The sequence below is a fragment of the Novosphingobium sp. 32-60-15 genome (assembly GCF_002280675.1).
GTDB lineage: Bacteria > Pseudomonadota > Alphaproteobacteria > Sphingomonadales > Sphingomonadaceae > Novosphingobium.
This window is the reverse complement of the sequence record NZ_NCEN01000015.1, coordinates 23,810-45,447: the sequence shown is the minus strand read 5'-3', so window position 1 is coordinate 45,447 and position 21,638 is coordinate 23,810. Positions and strand designations below refer to the sequence as shown.

Below are 21,638 nucleotides of genomic sequence, written 5' to 3'. Positions count from 1 at the left end.
CGCAAGGCTAAACCTAAACCTTCCGCAAACCCGCCAAAATCAGTTCTGCATGGCATTCGGCCATCCATTCGGTGTTCATCGGCTCGGCCCCCACCGGCTCGAACACATTGCACCACAGCGCGGCAAAGATGATCCCGCTGGCAACCGTGCGCGATGCCATCTTCGGGTCGGCGCAGGTAAACTCACCCCGCCCTACACCGTGAATGATCAACCGCTCCACCGCACCCAGTACGCAGATCAGTGCCGTTTCGTGATAAAACCTTGCAAGTTCAGGGAAATTGCGTCCCTCGCCGACAATCAGGCGCGGCAAAAAAGCCGTTTCGGGGCTGGCCATCTTTACCATCGCTATGCGGATGAACCCGCGCAAAAGCGCAGCAGCGGGCAATGCGCCATAATCGTTGGGCAAGAGCTTGGGCATAACGTCGGTAATTACTTCAGACACCAGCGCACAGAACAAAGCCTGTTTGCTATCGAACGCCAGATAAAGCGCGGCACGGCTTATGCCGACACGTTTGGCAATGTCCTCCATCCGGCTTGCGGCAAAGCCACGCTCGGCAAATTCCTCGCGCGCGGCATCAAGAATCCGCTCGCGGCGGTCGGTCGGGGTCACTCTTGGCATGGGGCAACAGTAACTGACGCATCAGTCATGTAAACCTGCCAGGATGAAAAAGAAGCGGCGGCGACCGGACAATTCGCGTGGGGTGCGATGGGTGGTAAAGCCCGGTTCGCCGCCGCAAGGGAGGGAGTTATGCTTCCCTCTTATCAGCATCTTACCTTCGCAATCGCTTGGAACATCATCGTTTTCCTACTTACGCATTTAACGCAAGTAGCCTTGCTAATGATGCCGCACCGCCCTTCACCCTTATCCGGCACAACCGCAGCCAAAGGGGCCGACCTTTTGGCTCTCGACACCGTAAACTGTATCAATCCCGCCACTCAAACCTTGCCCTTACGGCTGCACAGTTGCATAGGCCGCGCGAAGATTCTTAACCCCAGCGTCCGAAAGGCTCCGCGATGAAGGTCCGCGTCATTGTCACCCTCAAGAACGGCGTCCTCGATCCGCAGGGCCGCGCCATCCATCATGCGCTCGAAGGATTGGGCTTTGGTGGCGTCAACGATGTACGCGCAGGCCGCGTGATCGAACTCGATGTGGCCGATGCCACCACGGATGAGGCGCTCGACGAAATGTGCCGTAAACTCCTCGCCAATATGGTGATCGAGAATTACCGCATCGAAAAGGCCGCCTGAGCAGGAGCTTACCTTATGGCCTTCACTTCTGCCGTCATCACTTTCCCCGGCTCCAATTGTGACCGCGATATGGCCGTTGCCGTCGAACAGGTCTGCGGTGGAACCGTCCACCGCGTCTGGCACGGCGATGCCGATCTGCCCGATGGCCTGGACTTCATCGCCCTGCCCGGCGGCTTTTCCTACGGCGATTATTTGCGCTCAGGCGCAATGGCCGCCCGCTCACCCGTCATGCAGGCTGTAGTCCGCGCGGCGGAACGCGGCGTTGCGGTACTCGGCGTCTGCAACGGCTTTCAGGTGCTGACCGAAGCAGGCCTCTTGCCCGGTGCATTGATGCGCAATGCTGGCATCCGCTTCGTGTGCCGCGATGTGAAGCTGACGGTTGAAAACGCGCAGTCGCTTTTCACCGCAGGCTATACCGCAGGTCAACAAATCACGATCCCGGTCGCGCATCACGATGGCAATTATTTCGCCGACGACCAGACGCTTGACCGGATCGAAGGCGAAGGCCGCGTCGCCTTCCGCTATGCCGAACCGGTCAACGGCTCGGCCCGCAACATCGCAGGCGTCCTCAACGAGCGCGGCAACGTGCTGGGCATGATGCCCCACCCCGAACGCATGATTGAAACAGCGCAGGGCGGCACCGATGGCCGCGCCCTGTTCGAAAGCGTCGTACGCGGCCTTGTGAACGCCTAAGCCAAAAAATTGGCCCGCCGCGCTCATCTCTGAGTGCGGCGGGCCGGACTTTCCTCCCCAGGAAAGGTCCGTTCAGGCAGTCGGGATCAGCGTCCCATGGCACTGCCAAGCCGGTGGTAAAGGTGCGAGAACTTTACCGATTCCGGCTGGTCCTCGATCACCTTCAAATAGTGCAGCACAGCTTCGCGGATCAGTTTGAAGTCCTCGGTCGAAAGGACCGCGCGGGCACGAGCAGGTTCAGCCATAGTCACTCTCCTTGGATCTTCGTGGCGCAATTGCCGCGAATTTTCTGTGTGTCAGATTGTCTTGCTACCCTCAGGCAGCGAACTGGTTCATCGTATTGGCAGCGCCGCCAGCCTTGAGCGCGGCTTCACCGGCGAAATATTCCTTGTGATCATCACCGATGTCCGAACCGGACATGTTCTGGTGCTTCACGCAAGCAATGCCTTGGCGGATTTCCTGGCGCTGCACGCCCTTGACGTAACCCAGCATGCCCTGCTCACCGAAGTATTCCTTGGCGAGGTTATCCGTGCTGAGCGCAGCCGTGTGATAGGTCGGCAGCGTGATCAGGTGGTGGAAGATGCCGGCCTGTGCCGCTGAATCGCGCTGGAAGGTGCGGATACGTTCATCAGCTTCATCGGCCAAAGCGGTGCCGTCATAATCCACGCTCATCAACTTGGCGCGGTCATAGGCGCTTACGTCCTTGCCCGCTTCCACCCAGGCATCGAACACCTGCTGACGGAAGTTCAGCGTCCAATTGAAGCTAGGCGAGTTATTGTACACCAGCTTGGCATTGGGGATGACTTCGCGGATGCGGCGCACCATACCACCGATCTGGCCGATATGCGGCTTTTCGGTTTCGATCCACAGCAGATCCGCACCGTTTTGCAACGAAGCAATGCTGTCCATCACGCAGCGATCTTCGCCCGTTCCTTCGCGGAACTGGAACAGGTTCGATGCCAGACGCTTGGGGCGCATCAACTTGCCATCGCGGGCAATCAGCACGTCGCCATGGCCAAGGTTTGCCGGATCAACCTCTTCGCAATCAAGGAAGCTGTTGTACTGGTCAGCCAGATCGCCGGGTTCACGAGTGAACGCGATCTGCTTGGTCAGGCCAGCGCCGAGCGAGTCGGTGCGGGCAACGATCACGCCATCATCAACGCCCAATTCCATGAAGGCATAACGAACGGCGCGGATCTTGGCGAGGAAGTCTTCATGCGGAACGGTAACCTTGCCGTCCTGGTGGCCGCACTGCTTTTCATCCGAAACCTGATTTTCGATCTGGATGCAGCATGCACCTGCTTCAATGAACTTCTTGGCCAGCAGATACGTCGCCTCGGCATTGCCAAAACCAGCGTCGATATCGGCAATGATCGGAACAACATGCGTTTCAAAGGCATCAATCTTCGACAGCAGACGGTGCGTATTTACCGCATCGCCAGCAGCCTTGGCCGCATCAAGTTCGCGGAACATCATACCCAGTTCCCGGGCGTCTGCTTGCTTCAGGAACGTGTAAAGCTCTTCGATCAAGTCCGAAACGCTGGTCTTCTCGTGCATCGACTGGTCTGGCAGCGGGCCGAACTGGCTGCGCAGTGCGGCAACCATCCAGCCGGACAAGTACAGGTAACGGCCTTTGGTGGTGCCGAAGTGCTTCTTGATCGAAATCATCTTCTGCTGGCCGATGAACCCGTGCCAGCACCCCAGCGACTGCGTGTAGTTGGCAGGATCGGCATCATAAGCCGCCATGTCGCGGCGCATGATCTTGGCGGTATAGCGCGCAATGTCGATGCCGGTCAGAAAACGGTTCTGCAGGCGCATGCGCGCTACCGATGCGGCTTCGATGCCATCCCATGTCTTTTCAAACGGGGCGATGGCCTTGCGCGCCTCGGCGATGTTCTGCTGGTAAGTCATGATCCGATTCCCTTGCTCGGCGTTTTGTTCGTCTGGAATTTCGCTACGCCTGCAAACAGGCCGTGGAAATGGCTCGCGTAGTCATGTTGTCAAACTTTACAGAATATGCTTGTAAAGTTGTACAGCCCGCACAAGGTCATCTGTCATGTCTTCACGCCCGCTCTACCTTGGCCCCCGTCTCAAGCGTTTGCGTCGCGAACTCGGCCTGACCCAACAGGCTATGGCCGATGAATTGGGCATTTCGCCCAGCTACATCGCGCTGATCGAACGCAACCAAAGGCCCCTGACCGCCGACCTGCTCATCCGCTTGGCACGCGCTTACAAACTCGACATGGCCGATCTCGCAGCGGACGACCGTGATGATTACGCCCACCGCTTAACCGATTCGCTGCGTGATCCGATCTTCGCCGACATCGATTTGCCACCGCTGGAAGTGGCCGATGTCGCCGCAAGCTTTCCCGGCGTTACCGAGGCCCTGCTGCGGCTTTACGGTGCGTGGCAGCGCGAACAACAAGCCTTGGCCGATCAGCGCCACGCCGAACCCGGCAGCAGCGCGACAGATCCGATAGGCGAAGCACGGCGTTTCATGGCGGCGCGGCGCAATTACTTCCCCACCCTTGATTCAAAGGCCGAAGAACTCGCTGGCGAGATCGACAAGGCGGGCGGTGCGCAAGAATGGCTGCGCAAACAAGGCGTGCGCGTGCGCCTGATGCCGCCCGATGTAATGATGGACGCCATCCGCCGCTATGACCGGCACAATGAACAATTGCTCATTGATGACACGCTACCGCCTTCAAGCCGAACGTGGCACGTAATGCAGCATATTGCCTATACAGCGCTGCGAACCGAAATATCAGCCGTTCTGAGGGGCGAAAGCTTTGCCAGCGAGACTGCCGCCAATCTGGTTAGGCGCGCGCTGGCGGGCTATGCGGCGGCGGCGTTGCTGATGCCCTATGATCGCTTTGCCCGTGCTGTCGATGCGCGCCGCTATGACATCGAGGCGCTTGCGGGCCTGTTCGGGACAAGCTTTGAACAAGTGGCACACCGGTTGACCACGTTGAACAGGCCCGGACAAGAACGCGTGCCGTTCTTCTTCATCCGTGTGGATGCTGCGGGCAATGTCTCAAAACGGCTTGATGGCGCTGGCTTCCCTTTCGCTGCTCACGGCGGCGGATGCCCTTTGTGGAGCGTGCATGATGTGTTCTGCACACCGGGCACAGTGACCACGCAATGGCTGGAACTTCCCGATGGCCAGCGCTTCTTCTCAATCGCGCGAACGGTGACATCGGGCGGCGGCGGGTTTGAGCAGCCGACGACAACACGCGCCATTGCCTTGGCTTGCGCGGCCGATCATGCCTCGCGCTTGATCTATGCTGCAGGCGCTGATCCCAAAACCGCAAATGCGACGCCCATCGGCATCACTTGCCGCTTGTGCCATCGCGCGCAATGCACCGCGCGGGCAGAACCCCCGATCGGGCGCGACATCCTGCCCGATGATTATCGCAGGGCAGCCGAACCATTCAGCTTTGCCGAAAGTTAGAACCAGCGAACCTTGCGACGGCAAGCGGTGACGGCTATCGGGCGCACACCCGCTGATTCCGCACCAGCACACAAGGCCAATGGGCCGCACCGCGTTAAGGGAAGCCGCCTTTGTCCAAGATCATCCCGCTGACCGACGTTGATCCTGCCATGATCGAGCAATTGCTTGATCAGGCGTTCGAACCGGCCCGGCATCAGCGAACGGCCTATAAAGTGCGTGAAGGCATGGAAGCGCTGGGCAATTTGTCGTTTGCCGCGTTGGATGATGATGACATGCTTGCCGGATCAATCCAGTGCTGGCCCGTCGCATTGACTGACCCTCAAGGCCGTGCCCACCCGATGATCATGGTGGGGCCAGTGGCGGTGCTGCCGCATATGCAAGGCCACGGCTTTGGCAAAGCATTGATGACAGCAGCGCTGACGGCGATCGATCCGCGCGCGCCCTTGCCTCAAGTGCTGATAGGCGATCCGGAATACTACGAGCGCTTCTTCGGCTTTTCCAATACACAGACCGGCGGATGGACGCTTCCCGGGCCGTATGAACAGCACAGATTGCTGTGCCGCACGGCCAATCCCGCAATCCTGCCGCAAGAGGGCACCTTGGGGCCTTGGCGGCGCTGATCTGATCTGGCATCGGCAGGATATGCCATATGTCCCGCCTCCAGAATTAGCCGAACTGAGTCTTGCCGAACTGGCCACCCAGGTTGCCGCGCGCAAAATACCGCCGCTAGACCAGTGGAACCCGCAAGAGATCGGCGACAGCGAAATGCGCATCGCAGCGGATGGGAAATGGTATCATCAAGGTGGCGAGATCCGCCGTCCTGCCATGGTTCGCGCATTTTCGGGGTTGTTGATGCGCGATGCAGGTGGTCAGCATTGGCTGGTCACTCCGTTTCAACGCTTGTCGATTATCGTCGAGGATGCCGCCTTCATCGCTACGGATATGCAGGAAAAGCGGGACGGAAATGACCGCCCGGCCCTTACCTTTCGGCTGAATTCTGACGATCTGGTGGTATGCGGACCGGATCATCCTTTGCGCATTGCGGGCACGGCCGAGGTGCCTGCCTTCTATTTGTCGGTTCGCCACGGCACCGAAGCGCGGCTTAACCGCAGCACTTATGGCCAGTTGATCGAATATGCGCTGGCGCAGGGCGATGGCAATCTGGCGGTGGAGAGCATGGGGCAACGCTTCAATCTGGTGCCGGCTGCGTGACCCTGCTCAATCGTCTGACCAAGCTTTACGAAGACGGGCACCGCACGCCTGCGCAAAACTTGTACGAAGACTGGCGGCCAATGCCACAAGACCCCTTGCGCCCTGCCGCCGTGCTGATTGCGGTAACAGATCGCGGCAATCACCCCGACGGCCCCGGTGTGCTGCTCATTCATCGACCATCGCACATGCGCGCACATCCCGGTCAAGCCGCTTTTCCGGGTGGCAAGATCGATCCGGGCGAAACACCCATCGAGGCCGCCCTGCGTGAAGCGAACGAAGAGCTTGGTATCCGGCCAGAGGATGTCACCGTGATTGGCGCGACAGACCGGTTTCGCACCGGGACGGGTTATGACATCACGCCCGTGCTTGCGATGATCCCTGCTGATTTGCCGCTTTTGCCCAACCCCGCCGAAGTCGCTGATTGGTTTGAACCACCGCTGGGCTTTGTCCTTAGTCCCTTGCAACACATGACCAAGGACGCCGAATTTAACGGCCATGCGGGACGGTACATCGAGATTATGTGGCATGAACACCGCATCTGGGGCGTAACCGCCGCGATTATCTCAAACTTGTCCAAGCGGATCATGTGGCATGGTTGACCATTTGCCCGCCGCCGATTGGACCTGTCGTGACGATCTGGCCAAAGTGGTCGCAGCGCTCGATCCAGAGGCGCAGGGCAACTGCCGCTGGGTGGGCGGCGTCGTGCGCGATACGGTATTGGGCATCACCGCCAAAGACATCGACATGGCAACCACGCTGCTGCCTGAGGAAACTGCCGCGCGCCTTGCCGCTGCCGGGATAAAGTGCGTACCCACCGGCATTGCGCATGGCACCGTCACGGCGGTTGTCGCAGGCGGGCCGGTAGAGATCACCACTTTGCGCCGCGATGTTTCCACCGATGGCCGCCACGCCACGGTGGCCTTTTCCACCAATTGGCAAGATGATGCCGCGCGCCGCGATTTCACGATCAACGCGCTCTATGCCGACCCGCGTACACTGGAACTGTTCGATTATCACGGCGGACTTGCAGATCTGGCGGCGAAGCACGTCCGCTTTATCGGCGATGCCCGCCAGCGCATCCGCGAGGATTACTTGCGTATCTTGCGCTACTTCCGCTTTCAGGCGCGCTTTGGCTCAATCCCCGCCGACGCCGAGGCAGAAGCGGCGGTAAGCGAGCTGGCACCTGGCATGATGGGCCTTTCGCGCGAACGCGTGGGCTGGGAATTGCTCAACCTGCTCGGCCTGCCCGATCCGGCCCCTACTGTGCGGCGGATGGCGGAACTGGGCGTATTGGAGCAAGTATTGCCTGAAGTGACCCCGGCTGGACTGGATGCACTGACCGCGCTGACAGCCCACGAACAAGCGCTTGGCGTTAAAGGCGTGGCCTTGCGCCGTCTTGCCGCACTGTTACCCGCTGATCCCGCTGTGGCAGAACAAGTCGCGCCCCGGTTGCGCCTGTCGATTACGCAGCGCAAACGGCTTGGCGCTGCTGCGGCACGGGACGGTCAATGCGATCACCCACGTGGCCTTGCCTACCGCATCGGCATCGAAGAAGCGCGTGACCGGTTGCTACTGGCTGGTGCTTCCGTTGCGGCACTTGATGGCTGGGAAATTCCGCGCTTTCCGTTGAAAGGCGGACAAATCGTCGCGCGGGGGATCAGCGCAGGCCCGGAAGTCGCGCGCATGTTGCGAACCATCGAAGCGCGGTGGATTGCAGAAGAATTCCCTGACGAAGCGCGCGTTATGGCCATGCTGGACGAAGAATTAGTCTGAAGGATTGCCCTTCCATTCGCGCCGGTCTTCTGCTGCGCGAAGCACTTCGTAGGACACTTGCAGCTTCTGGAATTGTTCAGCCGCCGCCTTGTCGCCCGGTCGTACGTCGGGGTGGACCTCTTTGGCTTTGCTGCGCCAAGCCTTTTTGACCGCGTCAAAATCGGCATCAGGATCAAGGCCCAGCATTTCAAGCGCGCGCAGTTCATCACGGCTGCGGGTGCCATCGCCCGATCCGCCCCATTCGGCCCAAGCTGCCTGTCGGTAACCTGCACCCTCGCCGCGTTCTTCGGCTTCCCGCTGCTCGGCCTCTTCCTTGTTCAGGCCTTCAAAGTAATTCCAGCCCGCGTTGTATTCCGCCGCATGTTTCGGGCAGAAGTACCATCGATCGGGATTGTTGGGTGATTTGGGCGCAGGACAATCGCCCTTCTCATCGCAGCCTGCGCGGTCGCACAGCCGCACTGGAGTAGCCTCGCGCGCGCCTTGATACCCGCGCCAGCGCGGAAAGCCCCAATCCGATGATCGTCCATTACGTGCCATATGAATGTGCAAAGCCCGACCTGCCACCAAACGTCAAGATGGGATGCAGGACAATATCGGCACAGACCCGAACCGCAATCGGCCCCGGCCTGTGCCGAACGGGCTTCTTCAGTTCACCGTAACCGTAACAGCGCGACGGTTGCGCGCCCATGATTCCTCGTCAGATCCGATCGCCAGCGGGCGTTCCTTGCCATAGCTGACAACAGAAATGCGGGCAGGATCAATCCCCAAACTCACCAGATAATTCTTCGCGGCATTGGCACGGCGGTCACCCAAGGCGATGTTATAATCGCGCGTACCGCGTTCATCGGCATGGCCTTCGATGGTAATCGATTTGGCGGGATAACGCCCCAGCCACTGCGCCTGGCTTTGCAGCACGCCTTGGTCCGATGCATCGATATTATACCGGTCCGTGTCGAACGTGATCATGTCAGACATGACCGAAGCGATAAAGTCACCCTGACTGCCCGGAACGGGGCCGGTTGGCTGCTGCATCGGCGGCGGGGTGGTTTGGGTGGTGTTGGCTGTGCCTGGCTCAGGCGGCAGTTCTTTGGGCTTGGTTGCGCAAGCGCCAAGGCTAAGCGTGACGGCGGCAAGGCCTGCAATCATCAGCGAACGAGACATGAATTTCTCCTTGAGGAGGTAAGAAGATGGTCGGTGCATGGTGATACGAGAACCCCTTGTTGGCAAGTAACGGTCATTACCCTTTGTTGCGTCAATTTCAGGGCAGAACGGGGCCCCATGATGGATCAGAACCGTCAACGGGGGTATTCAGTTTCCGCTCGTTACGGCCGGTCAAATCGACCTGCCACACACCAGTCTTGCCATTGCCACGCTGGGTTCGGAAAAACTGCACAATGCGACCATTGGGTGACCATGTCGGCGCTTCATCCTGCCAACTGTCTGTCAGGAAACGCATATCGCCACCAGATGGCGTGGTAACGGCAATGCGGAAGTTGCCCGCGATATGCGTGAAGGCAATCTGGTCCCCGCGCGGTGACCATTCCGGTGTTGCCGCGCGCCCGCCAAAAAAGCTTATACGCTTCTGGTTCGATCCATCGGCGTTCATTACGTAAATCTGCTGTCCGCCGGACCGGTCACTTTCAAACACGATCTTGCTGCCATCGGGCGAATAGGACCCGCCCACATCCAGTCCCGGCGAATCGGTCAGCTTGACTGGTTGCCCACCGTGAACCGAAATCCGGTAAATGTCGGTGTTCCCGGCAATTGCCATTGAATAAAGGATCCACTTGCCATCAGGCGACCAGCGCGGCGAAAACGTCGGGTTATTGCTGGATGTGACCAGCTTCTGTTGGCCGGTGCCGATGTTGTAGATGTAAATACGCGGCGCACCGTTGATATAGCTCAGATAAACGATCTGGCTGTAATCGGGCGAATAGCGCGGGGTCAGGGCGGTTGCCTGCCCGTTCGTGATGAAGCGATGGTTCGCGCCATCTGAATCCATGATCGCCAATTGCTTGCGGCGACGGTCTTTGGGGCCGGTTTCCGCGATATAGGCAATCTTGCTGTCAAAGAACGGACTTTCTCCGGACAGGCGCGAATAGACCATGTCGGCGCACTTGTGTGCCGCGCGCCGCCATTCTTCGGGCTTTACTACATACCCCTGCCGCGCCAGCTCGCTGCCCAGCGCGACATCATAAAGATAGCACCCCACCGTCAGGCGACCATCGTCATTGGCCTTCACAAAGCCCTGCACCAGCATTTCAGCCGAACGTCCGCGCCAGCCATCAAACGCAGGTGCAGACACTTGCGCAAGGTCTATTGCCGGTAACGCATCCGGTCCAACCGGCTTGAACAGGCCGTTGTTCTTCAGATCGTTGAACACCACCCGTGCAACATTGCGCCCCAACGCCTCGGTGGTGCCACCTTCGGCGGCAGTGCTTACGCTGGCGTTGGTGGGGAATGCCGGAATGGCGATGCCGAGGTCCTGCCATTCACTTTCATCGGTCACCGAACCGGTCAGCCCTTCATCTTCCGGTCCAGCCTTCGCCGCTTTTGAAGCCGGTAAAGCGGTCTGTTGAGCCACCACCATCGCCGGAGCCGACAGCAGTCCCGCGCACAGGAAAAGATAACGCAACTTCATTGGGACAACCTCTTGTCGAACCGGAAAGCAGATATCCGCTTCCAGTTGCTGTAATATTCTGCTGGCAAATCAAAAGGGGCCGCAAGCTGAACTGCACGGATTGCAAGCTCAACGTGGCGCTTGGCCTGTGCTTCGTTTGCCGGAGTTATCCCGGTCTGGCTCACCAGCCGCGGTCGTCCGGCAAGACTGCCATCGGCATTAAGCTCCCACGCCAACACCGTGACCAGCTTGTCAATATCGACGCCTTGCGGCCCGGCCCAATGCGCTTTGATCTGGCGCGCAAGCGAACTGGCCAGCGACGAACGGACATCGGGACCAACAGTCGCGGCAGGGGGCGTTTTGGCCGTGCCGGGAGCGCTGGCCGCAGGAACGCCTTTAAGAAAGTCCGATCCGATCCGGCTTGCACCACTGGGCGCATCAGGACGGCGGCGCGGGCTGGATTCTGCCGGTTTGGCCGCAGGTTTCGTCACGGCGGGCTTTGCGGCAGGCTTGGCTGGTGCTGGTCGGGCCGGTGATTGCTGCTGCTTAACCACAGGCTTGGGCGGCGCTGGCCGGGACGGCAAAGGCTGCGGGCGTTGCACTGGCCGTGGCGGCACTGGCTGAGGCTTTGGCGGTACAGGCCTGGGCACCGCAGGCTTTGGCGGAGTTGGCGGCGCAGGCGCAGGTTCCTCCACAGGGTCCAGTTCAGGCTGTGGCTCACCCAATTCAGGCGCAACATCGGGCGCCGCCTGCGCATCAGGATCGGGCGAAGTCGATTGGTCCGAGACTTCTTCCGAAAACGTGATTTCGATCGGTTGTGGCGGCGGCTGGATTTTCTTGCCCGGCGGCGCGAGGGAAAAAGCAACAAGCAGGGCCACATGCGCTGCGGCGGCAAGCGTAAGCCCGGCGCCTTCTTGCCACGTCAGTCCGCCTGCGGTGGAGTCTCGCATAGTGGCCAACTTATTGCGGAGCGGTTGAACTGTTGGTGACCAGCGAAATCGATTTGAAGCCCGCTGCGTTCAATTCACCCATCACCGCGGCAACGCGGCCCCAATCGAGCACGCGGTCTGCCCGCAGCGTTACCAACGGTGGCTTGGCACCGCGATCAAGCCCAGCAAGCCGGTCTGTCAATTCACCTGGAGAAAGCTGCTCATCATCAAGAAATACCGCACCTTGCGCATCAATCGAGACAGTGATCTGGTCTTGCTGTTGATCAAGCGGTTCGGCCTTGCTGTCCGGCAGATCAACCGGAACGCCCGAAGCCAGCATGGGCGCGGTCACCATAAAGATGATCAGCAGCACCAGCATCACGTCGACAAATGGCGTGACGTTGATTTCGCTCAACGCTGTGCGACCGCCACGACGACGACGCCCGCGACCGCCACCCCCTGACCCTACGGACATGGCCATAGCTCAAACCTCCAATTCGCGGCTGAGCGAGGCGTGAAAGCGATCGGCAAAGCGATAGAGCCGGGTTTCGAAACGGTTCACGCGGTATGAAAAGCGATTGTAAGCAATGACCGCGGGAATGGCGGCAAACAGGCCGATCGCCGTGGCAAAAAGTGCCTCCGAAATGCCGGGGGCAACTACGGCAAGTGAGGAATTCTGCTGCGCGCCAATGTTGAAAAAGCTGTCCATGATGCCCCAAACCGTGCCGAACAGGCCCACGAACGGCGCAACCGATCCAACCGTCGCGAGAAAGTTCAGGCGGCTGGCCAATGCATCGGTTTCGGTAACCACCGCGCCTTCCAGCGCGCTTGTCAGCCGCTGGCGCGTACCTTCGCGGTCAATCGACTTGCCCGATGTTGAGCGCCGCCATTCGGCCAGCGCGGCATTCACCAGACGCGCCGAAGGCAAGTCGCGGCCCTTGTTGTCTTTTTGGAACTGGTCAATGTCGCGCGCTTCCCAGAACTCGCGTTCATACTTGTCGCAATTGCGCTGAACGCTGCCCATTTTAAGCGAGAAGCTGATAATGATTGTCCACACCCACACACTTGCCAGAACCAGCCCGGCCATGACGGCTTGCACGACATAATCCGCGTCGAGAAACAGCTGCAACGGATTGAGCGATGTCGGCGCGAAGGAAACACCTTGGCTTAACAACTCGAACGTCATGGGGTGTCAGGTCCTTCAACTTGGCTAACAATAGTTTGAAATGCAGCCACCCATTCGCGTGGCTGGCGACGTGGACGACCATTTGGAGCGACGAATGCCACCCGCACTCTGGCTTCACACAAAAGCGTTTCGTCCCTGAACGCACGCTGCACAATGCGGCACGATGCAGGGGACAGTTCGGCAACATGGCTGCGCAGCAGCACGGCATCGTCCAACCTGGCCGGACGCAAGTACCGCAAATCAAGCGCGCTGACAGCATATGCGCCCTCACCCGCCTCGTGGGCGGCACGCTGGTCTATCCCGAGCAAGCGAAGCATGTCTGACCGGGCGCGTTCGAACCAGCGCAGGTAATTTGCGTGATAGACAACGCCGGAAAGGTCCGTGTCTTCAAAATAGACGCGGACAGCAAACAAGTGCTGGTTGCCGTCAAAACGGCCGGAAGGCGGCTGGGGTAAGGTCATTCGCCGGGGACTCTACCCTTGCGATGACTCCTAGGGCAAGGGTTGGTTAACGCCTTACCTGCATGAAAATCCGCTTCAGCGCACCAACATGGGGCCGAGCGGCTGTCCTGCAAACAGATGAACGTGCAGGTGCGGCACTTCCTGATGGCTGTTCGTGCCCGTATTGGCAAGCAGACGATAGCCCGGTTCCACCAGCCCAAGTTGCCGTGCAACCAAGCCCACAGCGCGCACAAACCCTGCAATTTCGGCATCGCTTGCCTTGGCCGAAAAATCATCCCAGCTGACATAGGCACCCTTGGGGATCACCAGAACGTGGGTTGGCGCTTGCGGGTTGATATCGTGAAACGCCAGCGCGAATTCGTCCTGATAGACGGTCTTGTTGGGAATTTCCCCACGCAGGATCTTCGCAAAAATGTTCTGGTCGTCATAAGGTTGCGTCGCGTCAACAGCCATGGTTCAATTGCTCCTGCCGGCCTTTTCCACAATGCCTGAAGTGCCTTCGCGGCGCTGCAATTCTGCCAGAACCTCGGCCAGAGGAACATCCTTGGCAGACAGCAGCACCATCAGGTGGAAGATCAGATCGGCGGCTTCTCCGACCAATTCGGCCCGATCACCGGCAAGCGCGGCGATCACTGTCTCGGTGCCCTCTTCGCCCACTTTTTGCGCGATTTTGGCAATGCCTTTGGCGTTGAGTTTTGCGACATAGCTTGCAGTGGGATCACCCATCCGCCGCTGCGCAATTGTGGCCTCAAGCCGCGCGAGAATATCGCCGTGTCCGGTAGCATGTTCCATGGGTTGCGGCATGGATTGCCTCGGCGCGCCGGTCAAGCCGTTCGCGCACCAGCCAGCCGTCTTTACCTGCGCTTGCGGGCGACCTGCCTGCCCACAACCAAGCCAACCACGCCGATGGCGAACAATGCGCCATCGCTCGGTTCCGGAATGGAAATGCCGGCAGTTTGCGCCAAAGCTGGAGTAGCGGCGACGAATGCGGCAAAGACGGTAAGGGAAATGCGAAGCACTGGGAAAGACCTGTTTTGCCAAACCTACATGGTTCGGCAAATCCTCTGCCAGACGACGCGATTCGGTATAAGCCCTTACGTACGATAGTTAATGACCCATTACGGGACGCGCGCGGCAGTTACGAACGCGCGGGCAAGCCCGCTGCGCGCAAGGCGGCATGGGCCTGCGCAATGGAATGGGTGCCGAAATGGAAGATCGAAGCTGCCAGTACGGCGCTGGCATGGCCCTGCGTGACGCCCGCTACCAGATGGTCAAGCGTCCCCACGCCGCCACTGGCGATCACCGGAACCGGCACGGCATCGGCAATGGCGCGCGTCAATTCAAGGTCATAGCCCTTTTGCGTGCCATCGCCGTCCATCGACGTGACCAGCAGTTCGCCCGCGCCAAGTTCAGCGAGTTTCACCGCATGGGCCAGTGCATCGATCCCGGTGCCTTTGCGTCCGCCGTGCGTGAATATTTCCCACCGCCCCGGCCCCACGCGCCGCGCATCGACTGAGCCGACCACGCATTGCGCGCCAAACTTCTCGGCAATGTCGCGCACCAGTTCTGGCCGGGCAACTGCCGCAGAATTGACCGCAACCTTGTCTGCCCCTGCCAGTAACAACGCCCGCGCATCCTCGACCGCGCGGACGCCGCCACCGACGGTCAGCGGCATGAAACAGACCTCTGCCGTCCGCGCGACCACATCAAGCAGCGTCCCGCGCCCTTCGTGGGTTGCGGAAATGTCGAGGAAGCACAGTTCGTCTGCGCCCGCTTTGTCATAGGCCCGCGCCTGCTCCACCGGATCGCCCGCGTCGCGCAAATCGACGAAGTTCACGCCCTTGACCACGCGGCCATCGCGGACATCGAGACAGGGGATGACGCGGACGCGGACGGTCATCTCAAGCCTCTGCCATTGCAATCGCGGCGGCCAGATCGAGCCGCCCTTCAAACAACGCGCGGCCCGTAATCACGCCTTCGATGCCATCGACTTCGTGAATCTTCAGCATGCGAATGTCGTCGATGCCTTTCACGCCGCCGCTGGCAATCACCGGAATGTCCACGCGGCGTGCAAGTTCAACCGTCGCGTCGATGTTCACGCCCTTTAACAGACCATCGCGGCCAATGTCGGTAAACAACAGGCTGGCAACGCCTGCATCTTCAAAGCGGCGGGCAAGATCGACCACCGAGACGTCAGACACATCGGCCCAGCCTTCGGTGGCCACCATGCCATCGCGCGCGTCAACCGCCACCACGATGCCGCCCGGAAACTCTTTGGCCATGTCCTTGACGAACTGCGGGTCTTTCAAGGCTGCCGTGCCCATGACAACGCGGGCAACGCCAAGGTCGAACCAGCCCGCAACCGCGGCGCGGGTGCGGATGCCGCCGCCCAGCTGGACGTGGCCCGAGAATGCCTTGAGGATGCCTTCTACAGCTTCGCGGTTTTCAGCGCGGCCGGCGAACGAGCCATCGAGATCGACAACGTGGAGGAACTGCGAACCGGCTTGCGCGAACAGCGTTGCCTGATGGGCCGGATCGTCGCCGTAAACGGTCGCGCGATCCATGTCTCCTTCGGCGAGGCGGACGACCTGGCCAGCTTTCAGGTCAATGGCGGGAAAGACGATCATGGACCGCGCGCCTAGCACCGGATCGGGCATCACGCAAATGCACTTAGCCCCCGCCCGGGAATTCAAACCTGATGAAATACATGCGCGGGGACGTGGGTTATCCGGCAGGCGAGATCGGCCTCGCCCGATGCCACGATGAAGCGGTCGCCCGCCTCTGCAATACCGGTCGTGAACACGACATCGCGAATATAAATCATATCTTCCAATGGTTTAGTTAGTTCTGCGTCAGGCAAAAGCAGCGGCGTGTGGCTGCTTGCAATGATGACCGAAGGATCAACGGGGTCGAGCAGCGACCAGTACGTGCGATAAATCCCGACGATCTCCTTTGGCTCAACCCCGTGCCACAATGACAGCCAGCCTTTGCGCCCGCCGATTTCAGTCAGGATCGGAGGTGCACCGCCGCCAATCCGCGCCGTTGCGGCCGTGCCGGAATGCGGGCGGATGCCGGGGTTGATGTGCGGACGCCAGTGCAAAGCGTCAGGCGATGTGGCAAGATTGATGGACGGTCCCGCGCGCCATTCGCTGCCGGGAGGATAGGCAAAATACAGATCGCCCAAGGGCCGCGTCTGCGCCCAATACTCCCCTTTGATCAGGCCTTCGAAGATCAGCATGTCCTTGTTCTGGTGGTCCAGCACGATGCCTTCGAATTTCCAGTCCAGACCGTTCTGCGATGAATAAAGCGTGGTTGAATGGCGTTCCGGGCTGACCGAACAGGTCGTCATCAGATACGCCCCCTCGCCCATCTTTGAAATGCGCGCATCTTCAATGCCATAGCACTGGTAAGTGCCTTGCGGGGCGATTGCCTTGTCATAATGGACGGCGATCACGTCCAATCCATCGGGCGACATCTCTACGGGCAAAAGCCACGATAGCGATGTCAGCGCCATGACTTTCCACCCGCCGCCATGCAGCATGAATTTGCGGGGATCGGCGGTATCGACCAATTCCAGTCGCCAAGCGTCGATCACATAGCCGCCATCATGCCAGCGGATAGCATGGACCTTGCCATCGTGCACTGGCGTCCGCAGGGCCTCAGCCACCCTGACCATCAGCAGGATATTGCCATTGGGCAGCACCGTCATGCCGGGATTGAACGCACCCAGCACATATGTTTCGGCTGTGAAGTGTCCGGCAAGCGGAGATCGGCCCAAGTCCACCATAAATGGCGTAAAAACAAGACGATCAATCGGGAAACGGGTCATCAGGCTTACAGCCTCCTTCACTACGGAAGGTAAGCTGCGCCGCCCGTTTATGTTCCCTCAGGCCAACCCGTCAGGGCTTCCATTCAAGGAAGCGCGCCAAAAGGGCAAGTCCGTAAGCCTGGCTCTTTTCAGGGTGGAATTGCACACCCAGAATGTTGTCGCGCGCCACTGCTGCCACGATCCCGCCGCCATGATCGCTCATCGCGGCGATGCTTGCGCCTTCTTCGGGCACGAAGTGGTAGGAGTGGAGAAAATAGGCCTCGCCCGGTTCGATCAGTTCGGCCCCGCCGTGATGACGCATGGGTTCAACATCGTTCCAGCCCATGTGCGGAACCTTGATCGTCGCGTCTGCCGGTTCGATCACGCGCACTTCGCCGGCAATCCAGCCAAGGCCGTTGGTGACGCCATGTTCAACACCGCGATCCGCCAGCAATTGCATACCCACGCAAATGCCAAGGAAGGGGGCTGCGCCTACCAATACGCGCTCCTCCATCGCCTCGACCAAGCCGGACACGCCCCTAAGTGCGCCCACACAGGCCTTGAATGCACCGACACCCGGCAAAACGATGCGATCAGCGGCGCGAACGACGTTTGGATCGGCGGTAACAACCACGCCTTGCGCGCCTGCCGCTTTCAGCGCGTTTTCAACCGAGCGGATATTGCCCGCACCATAATCGACCAGCGCAATTGTCGTCACGCCTGCAACGCCTCAAGCCCCGGTCCGGCAAAGCCCGCCGCAAACTCAATTACCTCAACCTCGGCAACACCGCCCTTGACGAAGGGATCTTCGACCGCAAGCGCTTCCGCATCGGCGCGGCTGTCTGCCCGCATGAATAACATGCCTCCATCGCGCGGAACCTTGCGCCCCCAAGCCAGAAAGTGACCGGCGGCATGCCCCGCTCGCAGCCATTCAACGTGCTGTGCCAGCAGTGCGTCGACTTCTTCCAATGGCCGCGTGTAGCGAAGTGATACGATGAACATCAGCCCTCCAGTGATCCCGAACCGAGGATGCCCTTGGTGGATGGCACCGCATCAGCCTTGCGCGGATCAATCGCTATTGCCTGACGCATCGCGCGGGCAAAACCCTTGTAAATGCCTTCGACGATGTGGTGATTGTTCGATCCGTAAAGGCTTTCGATGTGCAGGGTAATGCCTGCCGCCTGTGAAATCGACGCGAACCAGTGTTCAAACAGTTCTGTGTCCATCTCACCCAGACGTGGCTGCGTGAACGCGGCCTTCCACACCAGCACCGGACGGCCCGAAATATCGAGCGCAACCCGGCACAATGCCTCATCCATCGGTGAATAAGTGTGACCGTAGCGGGTGATGCCCTTTTTATCGCCCAGCGCCTGCGCAATCGCCTGCCCCAGCGCGATGGCGCTGTCTTCGGTGGTGTGGTGCTGGTCAACGTGCAAATCGCCCCGCACGCGGCATTCTATGTCGATAAGGGAATGCCGGCTGAACTGCTCGATCATATGATCGAGAAAGCCGATTCCGGTCTCTATTTTGTAAGTGCCAGTGCCATCGAGGTTCACCGACACGGCAATGTCGGTTTCTTCGGTCTTCCGCGTGATCGATCCTGTGCGCATAAACGCGCCTATACGCCCCTCTTCTTGAGAATCAATCACCGTCCCCACTTGACCGGAACCGCCGCCGAGGCCAGTTGTGGCGTCATGAGCGATGCACCCGACAGTCTGATCCCCTACGACGAAATCGTGCAGGAGGCCCTGCGCGCGGTTGTTGGCCGTGTGCTGGGCCAGGTTGCCGCCGGTGGCGGCATGCTTCCGGGCATGCACCACTTCTATATCACGTTCAAAACCGGTGCTCCGGGCGTGGACATTCCCCAGCGCTTGCGTGAGCGTTTTCCGGACGAAATGACCATTGTCCTGCAAAACAAGTTCTGGGACCTGAAGGTTGAGGATGACCGTTTCAGCGTTGGCCTTTCGTTCAACCAGATCCCGTCGATGCTGCTGATCCCGTTTTCGGCAATCACCGCATTTGTTGATCCTGCGGTCGATTTCGGCCTGCAATTCCAGGCGGTTGTCGATGATGAGGCGGAACCGGTCGACGCAGCTGAAAACGATTCGCCGGAACTGGGCGATGACACTAGCGTTGAACGCAGTGATGACGGGTCAAACGTCGTCACAGTGGATTTCGGCAAGAAAAAGTAGGGCTGCGGCCCGTTCGTAAGGGCAAAGGCATGATCAAAAAGCGTGGCACGGCTATCGATACCGCCAAAAATGCCGTCGACAAAGTCCCTGCGCCCAGCCCTAATCCGATGACCAACCTGATCATTGCCGATGTGGCGTTACGTGCCGGCGCAGCACTGCTGCGCCATGGCGTGGAAAAAGGCATTGTCGGCAGCAAGCTCGGATCGAAAAAAGCGGCACGGGTGATCAAAGGCCGCACGATGATGCAATCACTGGTTGGCACGGCGATTGCCCGCATTGCCACGCGGTCAGTCCCCGGTGCGATCATCGTTGGCGGCGGTATGCTGGCCAAGACGCTTTACGACCGCAGGCATCGCGCAAAGTCTGAGGCCGCTGGCGCAGTGGCCGTTGAAGAGCAGATTGAGCGCGGCAAGAAGGCTTAGTCGGCCAGCCTGACCTCCAAAACCGATACCGCCGGATTATCGGCGTAACGCAGGCCCGGAACAGGATGGGTGGTGTCCCAATGGGCTGTAAACGCCCGGTGCGCTGATCTATGTAGTCCCGGCAAAGGCTTTGGGCCACGCCACAGCAATCCGCCCAAGACAGGGGCAACGCCTTCGGCCAGCAGCGCGGGGCGCCGGATATCTTGCAACCGTTCTGTTGACACTCCGCACAATTCCAGCACCACACGGCAGGCCCAATCCGGCATATGCACCGCGCTGATCCACATCTCGTTCGGATCCTGCGGCGGCTTTGCTTGCCAGCGATGTCCATCGCGGTCCTGCCGCCAGCCATCTGCAAATGCCACAAACTGGGCGCGTTTCAGGTCGGTTAGGATTTCCGCGCCATTTTGAAAACGTCCGGGTGCGCAGGCTTCTTTTCCATAAATCCTTGTGCCGAGGGGCAAATGTCCCAGCCGATGCCCGGCAATCACGCGAAGTTGCGTCTTGCGGCCATCCAGAAAGGCGCGCGCTGATGCGGGATCAAGGATGACCGAATGCTCCATCGCGCCCCTATTCAAGGGCATGTGCGCATACCGCAAGCTCTGAATGCGATGGAACACAGCTTGACCATTGGCCTGCGGTTGCGCCACTAGCACCCATGCCCACGACCATTCCGCACGACGATACGCTCCACCGCCGGGGCTTGATGTTCATTCTGTCCTCGCCTTCCGGGGCCGGAAAAACCACGATTGCGCGCAAGCTGCTGGGCGAAGACGATGAAATTGCCGCGTCGGTTTCTGTCACTACGCGGCCGATCCGGCCCGGTGAGGTTGAGGGGCAGGATTACTATTTCGTCGACCAAGCCGAATTTGACCGCATGGTTGAAGAAAACGCGTTTTATGAATGGGCTACGGTCTTTGGCAATTGCTATGGCACGCCCAAGGCGCAAATCCGTGACCGGCTGAAAGCGGGCGGCGATGTGCTGTTCGATATTGACTGGCAGGGCACGCAGCAGTTGCACCAGAAAGCGCAAGCCGACGTGGTGCGGGTGTTCATTCTGCCGCCCAGCCTTGAAGAATTGAACCGCCGCCTGACAGGACGGGGCACCGATGCAGCCGACGTCATCAGCGCGCGCATGGCCCGCGCTCAGGCAGAGATAAGCCACTGGGACGGCTATGACTATGTCGTGATCAATGACGATGTGGACGTGTGTTTTGAAAAAGTCCGCGAGATTCTGGCGGCTGAACGCATGAAGCGCACCCGGCAGACGGGCTTGATCGATTTCGTACGCGGGCTGATGCGCGGATAAGTTCTCGTCAGCCGCCCAATCCGGTGCGGCTTACCGGAAGTTGTCGGCGTAGCTTTGCAGCTTCAGCTTGCGAACTGGCGTCGGGATGACGTGGGCTTCGATGCCATAGCGGGTGGCATAGGCCTGCGCATCTTCTGCGGTTTCGAACTTCAACACCACTTGCTGTTGCGTATCGCCCGAACCTGCCCAGCCCATCAGGGGATCGGGGCGCTTGGCCTCGGATGCTTCGAATTCAAGCAGCCAATCGCTGGTCCGGGCCTTGCCGGACTGCATGGCGTTTTTCGGGCGTTGATAGATGCGTGCTGACATGGATGCTGCACTGCGTCGAATCGCG

Annotated in this window: 31 protein-coding genes; 10 read left to right on the top strand and 21 right to left on the bottom strand. The window is 59.7% G+C overall.

Features of this window, described 5'->3' with window-relative positions:
• Positions 1–13: 13 nt before the first annotated feature.
• Positions 14–610, bottom strand: coding sequence for a TetR/AcrR family transcriptional regulator (locus tag B7Y89_RS11960; RefSeq protein WP_292938730.1), 597 nt, complete (start codon positions 608–610; stop codon positions 14–16).
• Positions 611–1,014: 404 nt separating this feature from the next.
• Here B7Y89_RS11960 and purS point away from each other — a divergent pair, with 404 nt between their 5' ends.
• The gene (gene purS, locus B7Y89_RS11955; RefSeq protein WP_292938729.1) at positions 1,015–1,248 is read left to right on the top strand and encodes a phosphoribosylformylglycinamidine synthase subunit PurS; all 234 of its coding nucleotides are present in this window, start codon (positions 1,015–1,017) and stop codon (positions 1,246–1,248) included.
• Positions 1,249–1,263: 15 nt separating this feature from the next.
• A complete protein-coding gene (gene purQ / locus B7Y89_RS11950; RefSeq protein ID WP_292938728.1) occupies positions 1,264–1,941 on the top strand; it encodes a phosphoribosylformylglycinamidine synthase subunit PurQ in 678 nt (225 codons plus the stop codon).
• Between the two features lie 86 nt (positions 1,942–2,027).
• Here purQ and B7Y89_RS11945 read toward each other — a convergent pair whose 3' ends face one another.
• Together B7Y89_RS11945 and B7Y89_RS11940 are read right to left on the bottom strand one after the other, a co-directional pair.
• Positions 2,028–2,186 (bottom strand): hypothetical protein, encoded by a 159-nt coding sequence (locus tag B7Y89_RS11945; RefSeq protein WP_197274478.1) that lies wholly within the window; start codon positions 2,184–2,186, stop codon positions 2,028–2,030.
• Between the two features lie 70 nt (positions 2,187–2,256).
• The gene (locus B7Y89_RS11940) at positions 2,257–3,852 is read right to left on the bottom strand and encodes an isocitrate lyase (RefSeq protein WP_292938727.1); all 1,596 of its coding nucleotides are present in this window, start codon (positions 3,850–3,852) and stop codon (positions 2,257–2,259) included.
• Positions 3,853–3,997: 145 nt separating this feature from the next.
• Between B7Y89_RS11940 and B7Y89_RS11935 the strand changes: the two genes are divergently transcribed.
• The 5 genes from B7Y89_RS11935 to B7Y89_RS11915 all read left to right on the top strand — a co-directional run bounded on the left by B7Y89_RS11935 (position 3,998) and on the right by B7Y89_RS11915 (position 8,377).
• Positions 3,998–5,392 carry a helix-turn-helix transcriptional regulator gene (locus B7Y89_RS11935; RefSeq protein WP_292938726.1) on the top strand — a complete coding sequence of 465 codons (1,395 nt, stop codon included), beginning with the start codon at positions 3,998–4,000 and terminating at the stop codon, positions 5,390–5,392.
• Positions 5,393–5,502: 110 nt separating this feature from the next.
• Positions 5,503–6,012 carry an N-acetyltransferase gene (locus tag B7Y89_RS11930; protein WP_292938725.1) on the top strand — a complete coding sequence of 170 codons (510 nt, stop codon included), beginning with the start codon at positions 5,503–5,505 and terminating at the stop codon, positions 6,010–6,012.
• A 22-nt stretch (positions 6,013–6,034) separates the two neighbouring features.
• Positions 6,035–6,604, top strand: coding sequence for a DUF1285 domain-containing protein (locus B7Y89_RS11925; RefSeq protein WP_292938724.1), 570 nt, complete (start codon positions 6,035–6,037; stop codon positions 6,602–6,604).
• A complete protein-coding gene (locus tag B7Y89_RS11920) occupies positions 6,601–7,203 on the top strand; it encodes a CoA pyrophosphatase (protein ID WP_292938723.1) in 603 nt (200 codons plus the stop codon). Before B7Y89_RS11925 ends, B7Y89_RS11920 begins: the two co-directional genes overlap by 4 nt.
• On the top strand, positions 7,196–8,377 hold the full coding sequence (locus tag B7Y89_RS11915) for a CCA tRNA nucleotidyltransferase (RefSeq protein ID WP_292938722.1): 1,182 nt from the start codon (positions 7,196–7,198) through the stop codon (positions 8,375–8,377). Before B7Y89_RS11920 ends, B7Y89_RS11915 begins: the two co-directional genes overlap by 8 nt.
• Here the strand turns inward: B7Y89_RS11915 and B7Y89_RS11910 are convergent.
• From B7Y89_RS11910 to hisB, 16 genes are all read right to left on the bottom strand, one after another.
• Positions 8,369–8,914: a J domain-containing protein gene (locus tag B7Y89_RS11910; protein WP_292938721.1), complete on the bottom strand. Its 546-nt coding sequence runs from the start codon at positions 8,912–8,914 to the stop codon at positions 8,369–8,371. The genes B7Y89_RS11915 and B7Y89_RS11910 overlap by 9 nt on opposite strands.
• A 108-nt stretch (positions 8,915–9,022) precedes the next feature.
• Positions 9,023–9,538 carry a peptidoglycan-associated lipoprotein Pal gene (gene pal / locus B7Y89_RS11905; protein ID WP_292938720.1) on the bottom strand — a complete coding sequence of 172 codons (516 nt, stop codon included), beginning with the start codon at positions 9,536–9,538 and terminating at the stop codon, positions 9,023–9,025.
• Between the two features lie 97 nt (positions 9,539–9,635).
• Positions 9,636–11,018 (bottom strand): Tol-Pal system beta propeller repeat protein TolB, encoded by a 1,383-nt coding sequence (tolB, locus tag B7Y89_RS11900; RefSeq protein ID WP_292938719.1) that lies wholly within the window; start codon positions 11,016–11,018, stop codon positions 9,636–9,638.
• Positions 11,015–11,947, bottom strand: a complete 933-nt coding sequence (locus B7Y89_RS11895; RefSeq protein ID WP_292938743.1) for a hypothetical protein — start codon at positions 11,945–11,947, stop codon at positions 11,015–11,017. Before B7Y89_RS11895 ends, tolB begins: the two co-directional genes overlap by 4 nt.
• A 10-nt stretch (positions 11,948–11,957) precedes the next feature.
• Positions 11,958–12,407 carry an ExbD/TolR family protein gene (locus B7Y89_RS11890; protein ID WP_292938718.1) on the bottom strand — a complete coding sequence of 150 codons (450 nt, stop codon included), beginning with the start codon at positions 12,405–12,407 and terminating at the stop codon, positions 11,958–11,960.
• A 3-nt stretch (positions 12,408–12,410) separates the two neighbouring features.
• Positions 12,411–13,112 carry a protein TolQ gene (gene tolQ, locus B7Y89_RS11885; protein ID WP_292938717.1) on the bottom strand — a complete coding sequence of 234 codons (702 nt, stop codon included), beginning with the start codon at positions 13,110–13,112 and terminating at the stop codon, positions 12,411–12,413.
• Entirely contained in the window at positions 13,109–13,573 is a 465-nt protein-coding gene (locus B7Y89_RS11880; RefSeq protein WP_292938716.1) for a YbgC/FadM family acyl-CoA thioesterase, read from the bottom strand. Before B7Y89_RS11880 ends, tolQ begins: the two co-directional genes overlap by 4 nt.
• A 75-nt stretch (positions 13,574–13,648) precedes the next feature.
• A complete protein-coding gene (locus B7Y89_RS11875) occupies positions 13,649–14,026 on the bottom strand; it encodes a histidine triad nucleotide-binding protein (protein WP_292938715.1) in 378 nt (125 codons plus the stop codon).
• 3 nt (positions 14,027–14,029) lie between these two features.
• Positions 14,030–14,365 carry a phosphoribosyl-ATP diphosphatase gene (locus B7Y89_RS11870; RefSeq protein ID WP_292938714.1) on the bottom strand — a complete coding sequence of 112 codons (336 nt, stop codon included), beginning with the start codon at positions 14,363–14,365 and terminating at the stop codon, positions 14,030–14,032.
• A gap of 62 nt (positions 14,366–14,427) precedes the next feature.
• Positions 14,428–14,592, bottom strand: coding sequence for a hypothetical protein (locus tag B7Y89_RS11865; protein WP_292938713.1), 165 nt, complete (start codon positions 14,590–14,592; stop codon positions 14,428–14,430).
• A 119-nt stretch (positions 14,593–14,711) separates the two neighbouring features.
• Positions 14,712–15,473: an imidazole glycerol phosphate synthase subunit HisF gene (gene hisF, locus B7Y89_RS11860; protein WP_292938712.1), complete on the bottom strand. Its 762-nt coding sequence runs from the start codon at positions 15,471–15,473 to the stop codon at positions 14,712–14,714.
• Position 15,474: 1 nt separating this feature from the next.
• Positions 15,475–16,200: a 1-(5-phosphoribosyl)-5-[(5-phosphoribosylamino)methylideneamino]imidazole-4-carboxamide isomerase gene (hisA, locus tag B7Y89_RS11855; RefSeq protein ID WP_292938711.1), complete on the bottom strand. Its 726-nt coding sequence runs from the start codon at positions 16,198–16,200 to the stop codon at positions 15,475–15,477.
• 62 nt (positions 16,201–16,262) lie between these two features.
• The gene (locus B7Y89_RS11850; protein ID WP_292938710.1) at positions 16,263–17,402 is read right to left on the bottom strand and encodes a glycosidase; all 1,140 of its coding nucleotides are present in this window, start codon (positions 17,400–17,402) and stop codon (positions 16,263–16,265) included.
• A gap of 70 nt (positions 17,403–17,472) precedes the next feature.
• Positions 17,473–18,099: an imidazole glycerol phosphate synthase subunit HisH gene (hisH, locus tag B7Y89_RS11845; RefSeq protein ID WP_292938709.1), complete on the bottom strand. Its 627-nt coding sequence runs from the start codon at positions 18,097–18,099 to the stop codon at positions 17,473–17,475.
• Positions 18,096–18,383: a YciI family protein gene (locus B7Y89_RS11840; protein ID WP_292938708.1), complete on the bottom strand. Its 288-nt coding sequence runs from the start codon at positions 18,381–18,383 to the stop codon at positions 18,096–18,098. The genes hisH and B7Y89_RS11840 overlap by 4 nt, the downstream gene beginning before the upstream one ends.
• Positions 18,383–18,991: an imidazoleglycerol-phosphate dehydratase HisB gene (hisB, locus tag B7Y89_RS11835; RefSeq protein ID WP_292938707.1), complete on the bottom strand. Its 609-nt coding sequence runs from the start codon at positions 18,989–18,991 to the stop codon at positions 18,383–18,385. Before hisB ends, B7Y89_RS11840 begins: the two co-directional genes overlap by 1 nt.
• An 84-nt stretch (positions 18,992–19,075) precedes the next feature.
• On the opposite strand from hisB, the gene B7Y89_RS11830 reads away from it, so the two are divergent.
• Together B7Y89_RS11830 and B7Y89_RS11825 are read left to right on the top strand one after the other, a co-directional pair.
• Entirely contained in the window at positions 19,076–19,573 is a 498-nt protein-coding gene (locus tag B7Y89_RS11830; protein WP_292938706.1) for a ClpXP protease specificity-enhancing factor SspB, read from the top strand.
• 29 nt (positions 19,574–19,602) lie between these two features.
• Positions 19,603–19,995, top strand: a complete 393-nt coding sequence (locus B7Y89_RS11825) for a hypothetical protein (RefSeq protein ID WP_292938705.1) — start codon at positions 19,603–19,605, stop codon at positions 19,993–19,995.
• Here the strand turns inward: B7Y89_RS11825 and B7Y89_RS11820 are convergent.
• Positions 19,992–20,579 carry a hypothetical protein gene (locus B7Y89_RS11820; RefSeq protein ID WP_292938704.1) on the bottom strand — a complete coding sequence of 196 codons (588 nt, stop codon included), beginning with the start codon at positions 20,577–20,579 and terminating at the stop codon, positions 19,992–19,994. The genes B7Y89_RS11825 and B7Y89_RS11820 overlap by 4 nt on opposite strands.
• A 74-nt stretch (positions 20,580–20,653) precedes the next feature.
• Between B7Y89_RS11820 and gmk the strand changes: the two genes are divergently transcribed.
• Positions 20,654–21,304 carry a guanylate kinase gene (gene gmk, locus B7Y89_RS11815; RefSeq protein WP_292938703.1) on the top strand — a complete coding sequence of 217 codons (651 nt, stop codon included), beginning with the start codon at positions 20,654–20,656 and terminating at the stop codon, positions 21,302–21,304.
• Positions 21,305–21,334: 30 nt separating this feature from the next.
• On the opposite strand, the gene B7Y89_RS11810 is transcribed toward gmk, so the two are convergent.
• Positions 21,335–21,613: an ETC complex I subunit gene (locus tag B7Y89_RS11810; RefSeq protein WP_292938702.1), complete on the bottom strand. Its 279-nt coding sequence runs from the start codon at positions 21,611–21,613 to the stop codon at positions 21,335–21,337.
• Positions 21,614–21,638 lie beyond the last annotated feature (25 nt).

Coding starts and splice junctions, on each gene's coding strand:
- purS (WP_292938729.1), top strand. CDS start 1,015: ATGAAGGTCCGCGTCATTGTCACCCTCAAGAACGGCGTCCTCGATCCG.
- purQ (WP_292938728.1), top strand. CDS start 1,264: ATGGCCTTCACTTCTGCCGTCATCACTTTCCCCGGCTCCAATTGTGAC.
- B7Y89_RS11945 (WP_197274478.1), bottom strand. CDS start 2,186: ATGGCTGAACCTGCTCGTGCCCGCGCGGTCCTTTCGACCGAGGACTTC.
- B7Y89_RS11940 (WP_292938727.1), bottom strand. CDS start 3,852: ATGACTTACCAGCAGAACATCGCCGAGGCGCGCAAGGCCATCGCCCCG.
- B7Y89_RS11935 (WP_292938726.1), top strand. CDS start 3,998: ATGTCTTCACGCCCGCTCTACCTTGGCCCCCGTCTCAAGCGTTTGCGT.
- B7Y89_RS11925 (WP_292938724.1), top strand. CDS start 6,035: ATGCCATATGTCCCGCCTCCAGAATTAGCCGAACTGAGTCTTGCCGAA.
- B7Y89_RS11915 (WP_292938722.1), top strand. CDS start 7,196: ATGGTTGACCATTTGCCCGCCGCCGATTGGACCTGTCGTGACGATCTG.
- B7Y89_RS11910 (WP_292938721.1), bottom strand. CDS start 8,914: ATGGCACGTAATGGACGATCATCGGATTGGGGCTTTCCGCGCTGGCGC.
- pal (WP_292938720.1), bottom strand. CDS start 9,538: ATGTCTCGTTCGCTGATGATTGCAGGCCTTGCCGCCGTCACGCTTAGC.
- tolB (WP_292938719.1), bottom strand. CDS start 11,018: ATGAAGTTGCGTTATCTTTTCCTGTGCGCGGGACTGCTGTCGGCTCCG.
- B7Y89_RS11895 (WP_292938743.1), bottom strand. CDS start 11,947: ATGCGAGACTCCACCGCAGGCGGACTGACGTGGCAAGAAGGCGCCGGG.
- B7Y89_RS11890 (WP_292938718.1), bottom strand. CDS start 12,407: ATGGCCATGTCCGTAGGGTCAGGGGGTGGCGGTCGCGGGCGTCGTCGT.
- tolQ (WP_292938717.1), bottom strand. CDS start 13,112: ATGACGTTCGAGTTGTTAAGCCAAGGTGTTTCCTTCGCGCCGACATCG.
- B7Y89_RS11880 (WP_292938716.1), bottom strand. CDS start 13,573: ATGACCTTACCCCAGCCGCCTTCCGGCCGTTTTGACGGCAACCAGCAC.
- B7Y89_RS11875 (WP_292938715.1), bottom strand. CDS start 14,026: ATGGCTGTTGACGCGACGCAACCTTATGACGACCAGAACATTTTTGCG.
- B7Y89_RS11870 (WP_292938714.1), bottom strand. CDS start 14,365: ATGGAACATGCTACCGGACACGGCGATATTCTCGCGCGGCTTGAGGCC.
- hisF (WP_292938712.1), bottom strand. CDS start 15,473: ATGACCGTCCGCGTCCGCGTCATCCCCTGTCTCGATGTCCGCGATGGC.
- hisA (WP_292938711.1), bottom strand. CDS start 16,200: ATGATCGTCTTTCCCGCCATTGACCTGAAAGCTGGCCAGGTCGTCCGC.
- B7Y89_RS11850 (WP_292938710.1), bottom strand. CDS start 17,402: ATGACCCGTTTCCCGATTGATCGTCTTGTTTTTACGCCATTTATGGTG.
- B7Y89_RS11840 (WP_292938708.1), bottom strand. CDS start 18,383: ATGTTCATCGTATCACTTCGCTACACGCGGCCATTGGAAGAAGTCGAC.
- hisB (WP_292938707.1), bottom strand. CDS start 18,991: ATGCGCACAGGATCGATCACGCGGAAGACCGAAGAAACCGACATTGCC.
- B7Y89_RS11830 (WP_292938706.1), top strand. CDS start 19,076: ATGAGCGATGCACCCGACAGTCTGATCCCCTACGACGAAATCGTGCAG.
- B7Y89_RS11825 (WP_292938705.1), top strand. CDS start 19,603: ATGATCAAAAAGCGTGGCACGGCTATCGATACCGCCAAAAATGCCGTC.
- B7Y89_RS11820 (WP_292938704.1), bottom strand. CDS start 20,579: ATGCCCTTGAATAGGGGCGCGATGGAGCATTCGGTCATCCTTGATCCC.
- gmk (WP_292938703.1), top strand. CDS start 20,654: ATGCCCACGACCATTCCGCACGACGATACGCTCCACCGCCGGGGCTTG.
- B7Y89_RS11810 (WP_292938702.1), bottom strand. CDS start 21,613: ATGTCAGCACGCATCTATCAACGCCCGAAAAACGCCATGCAGTCCGGC.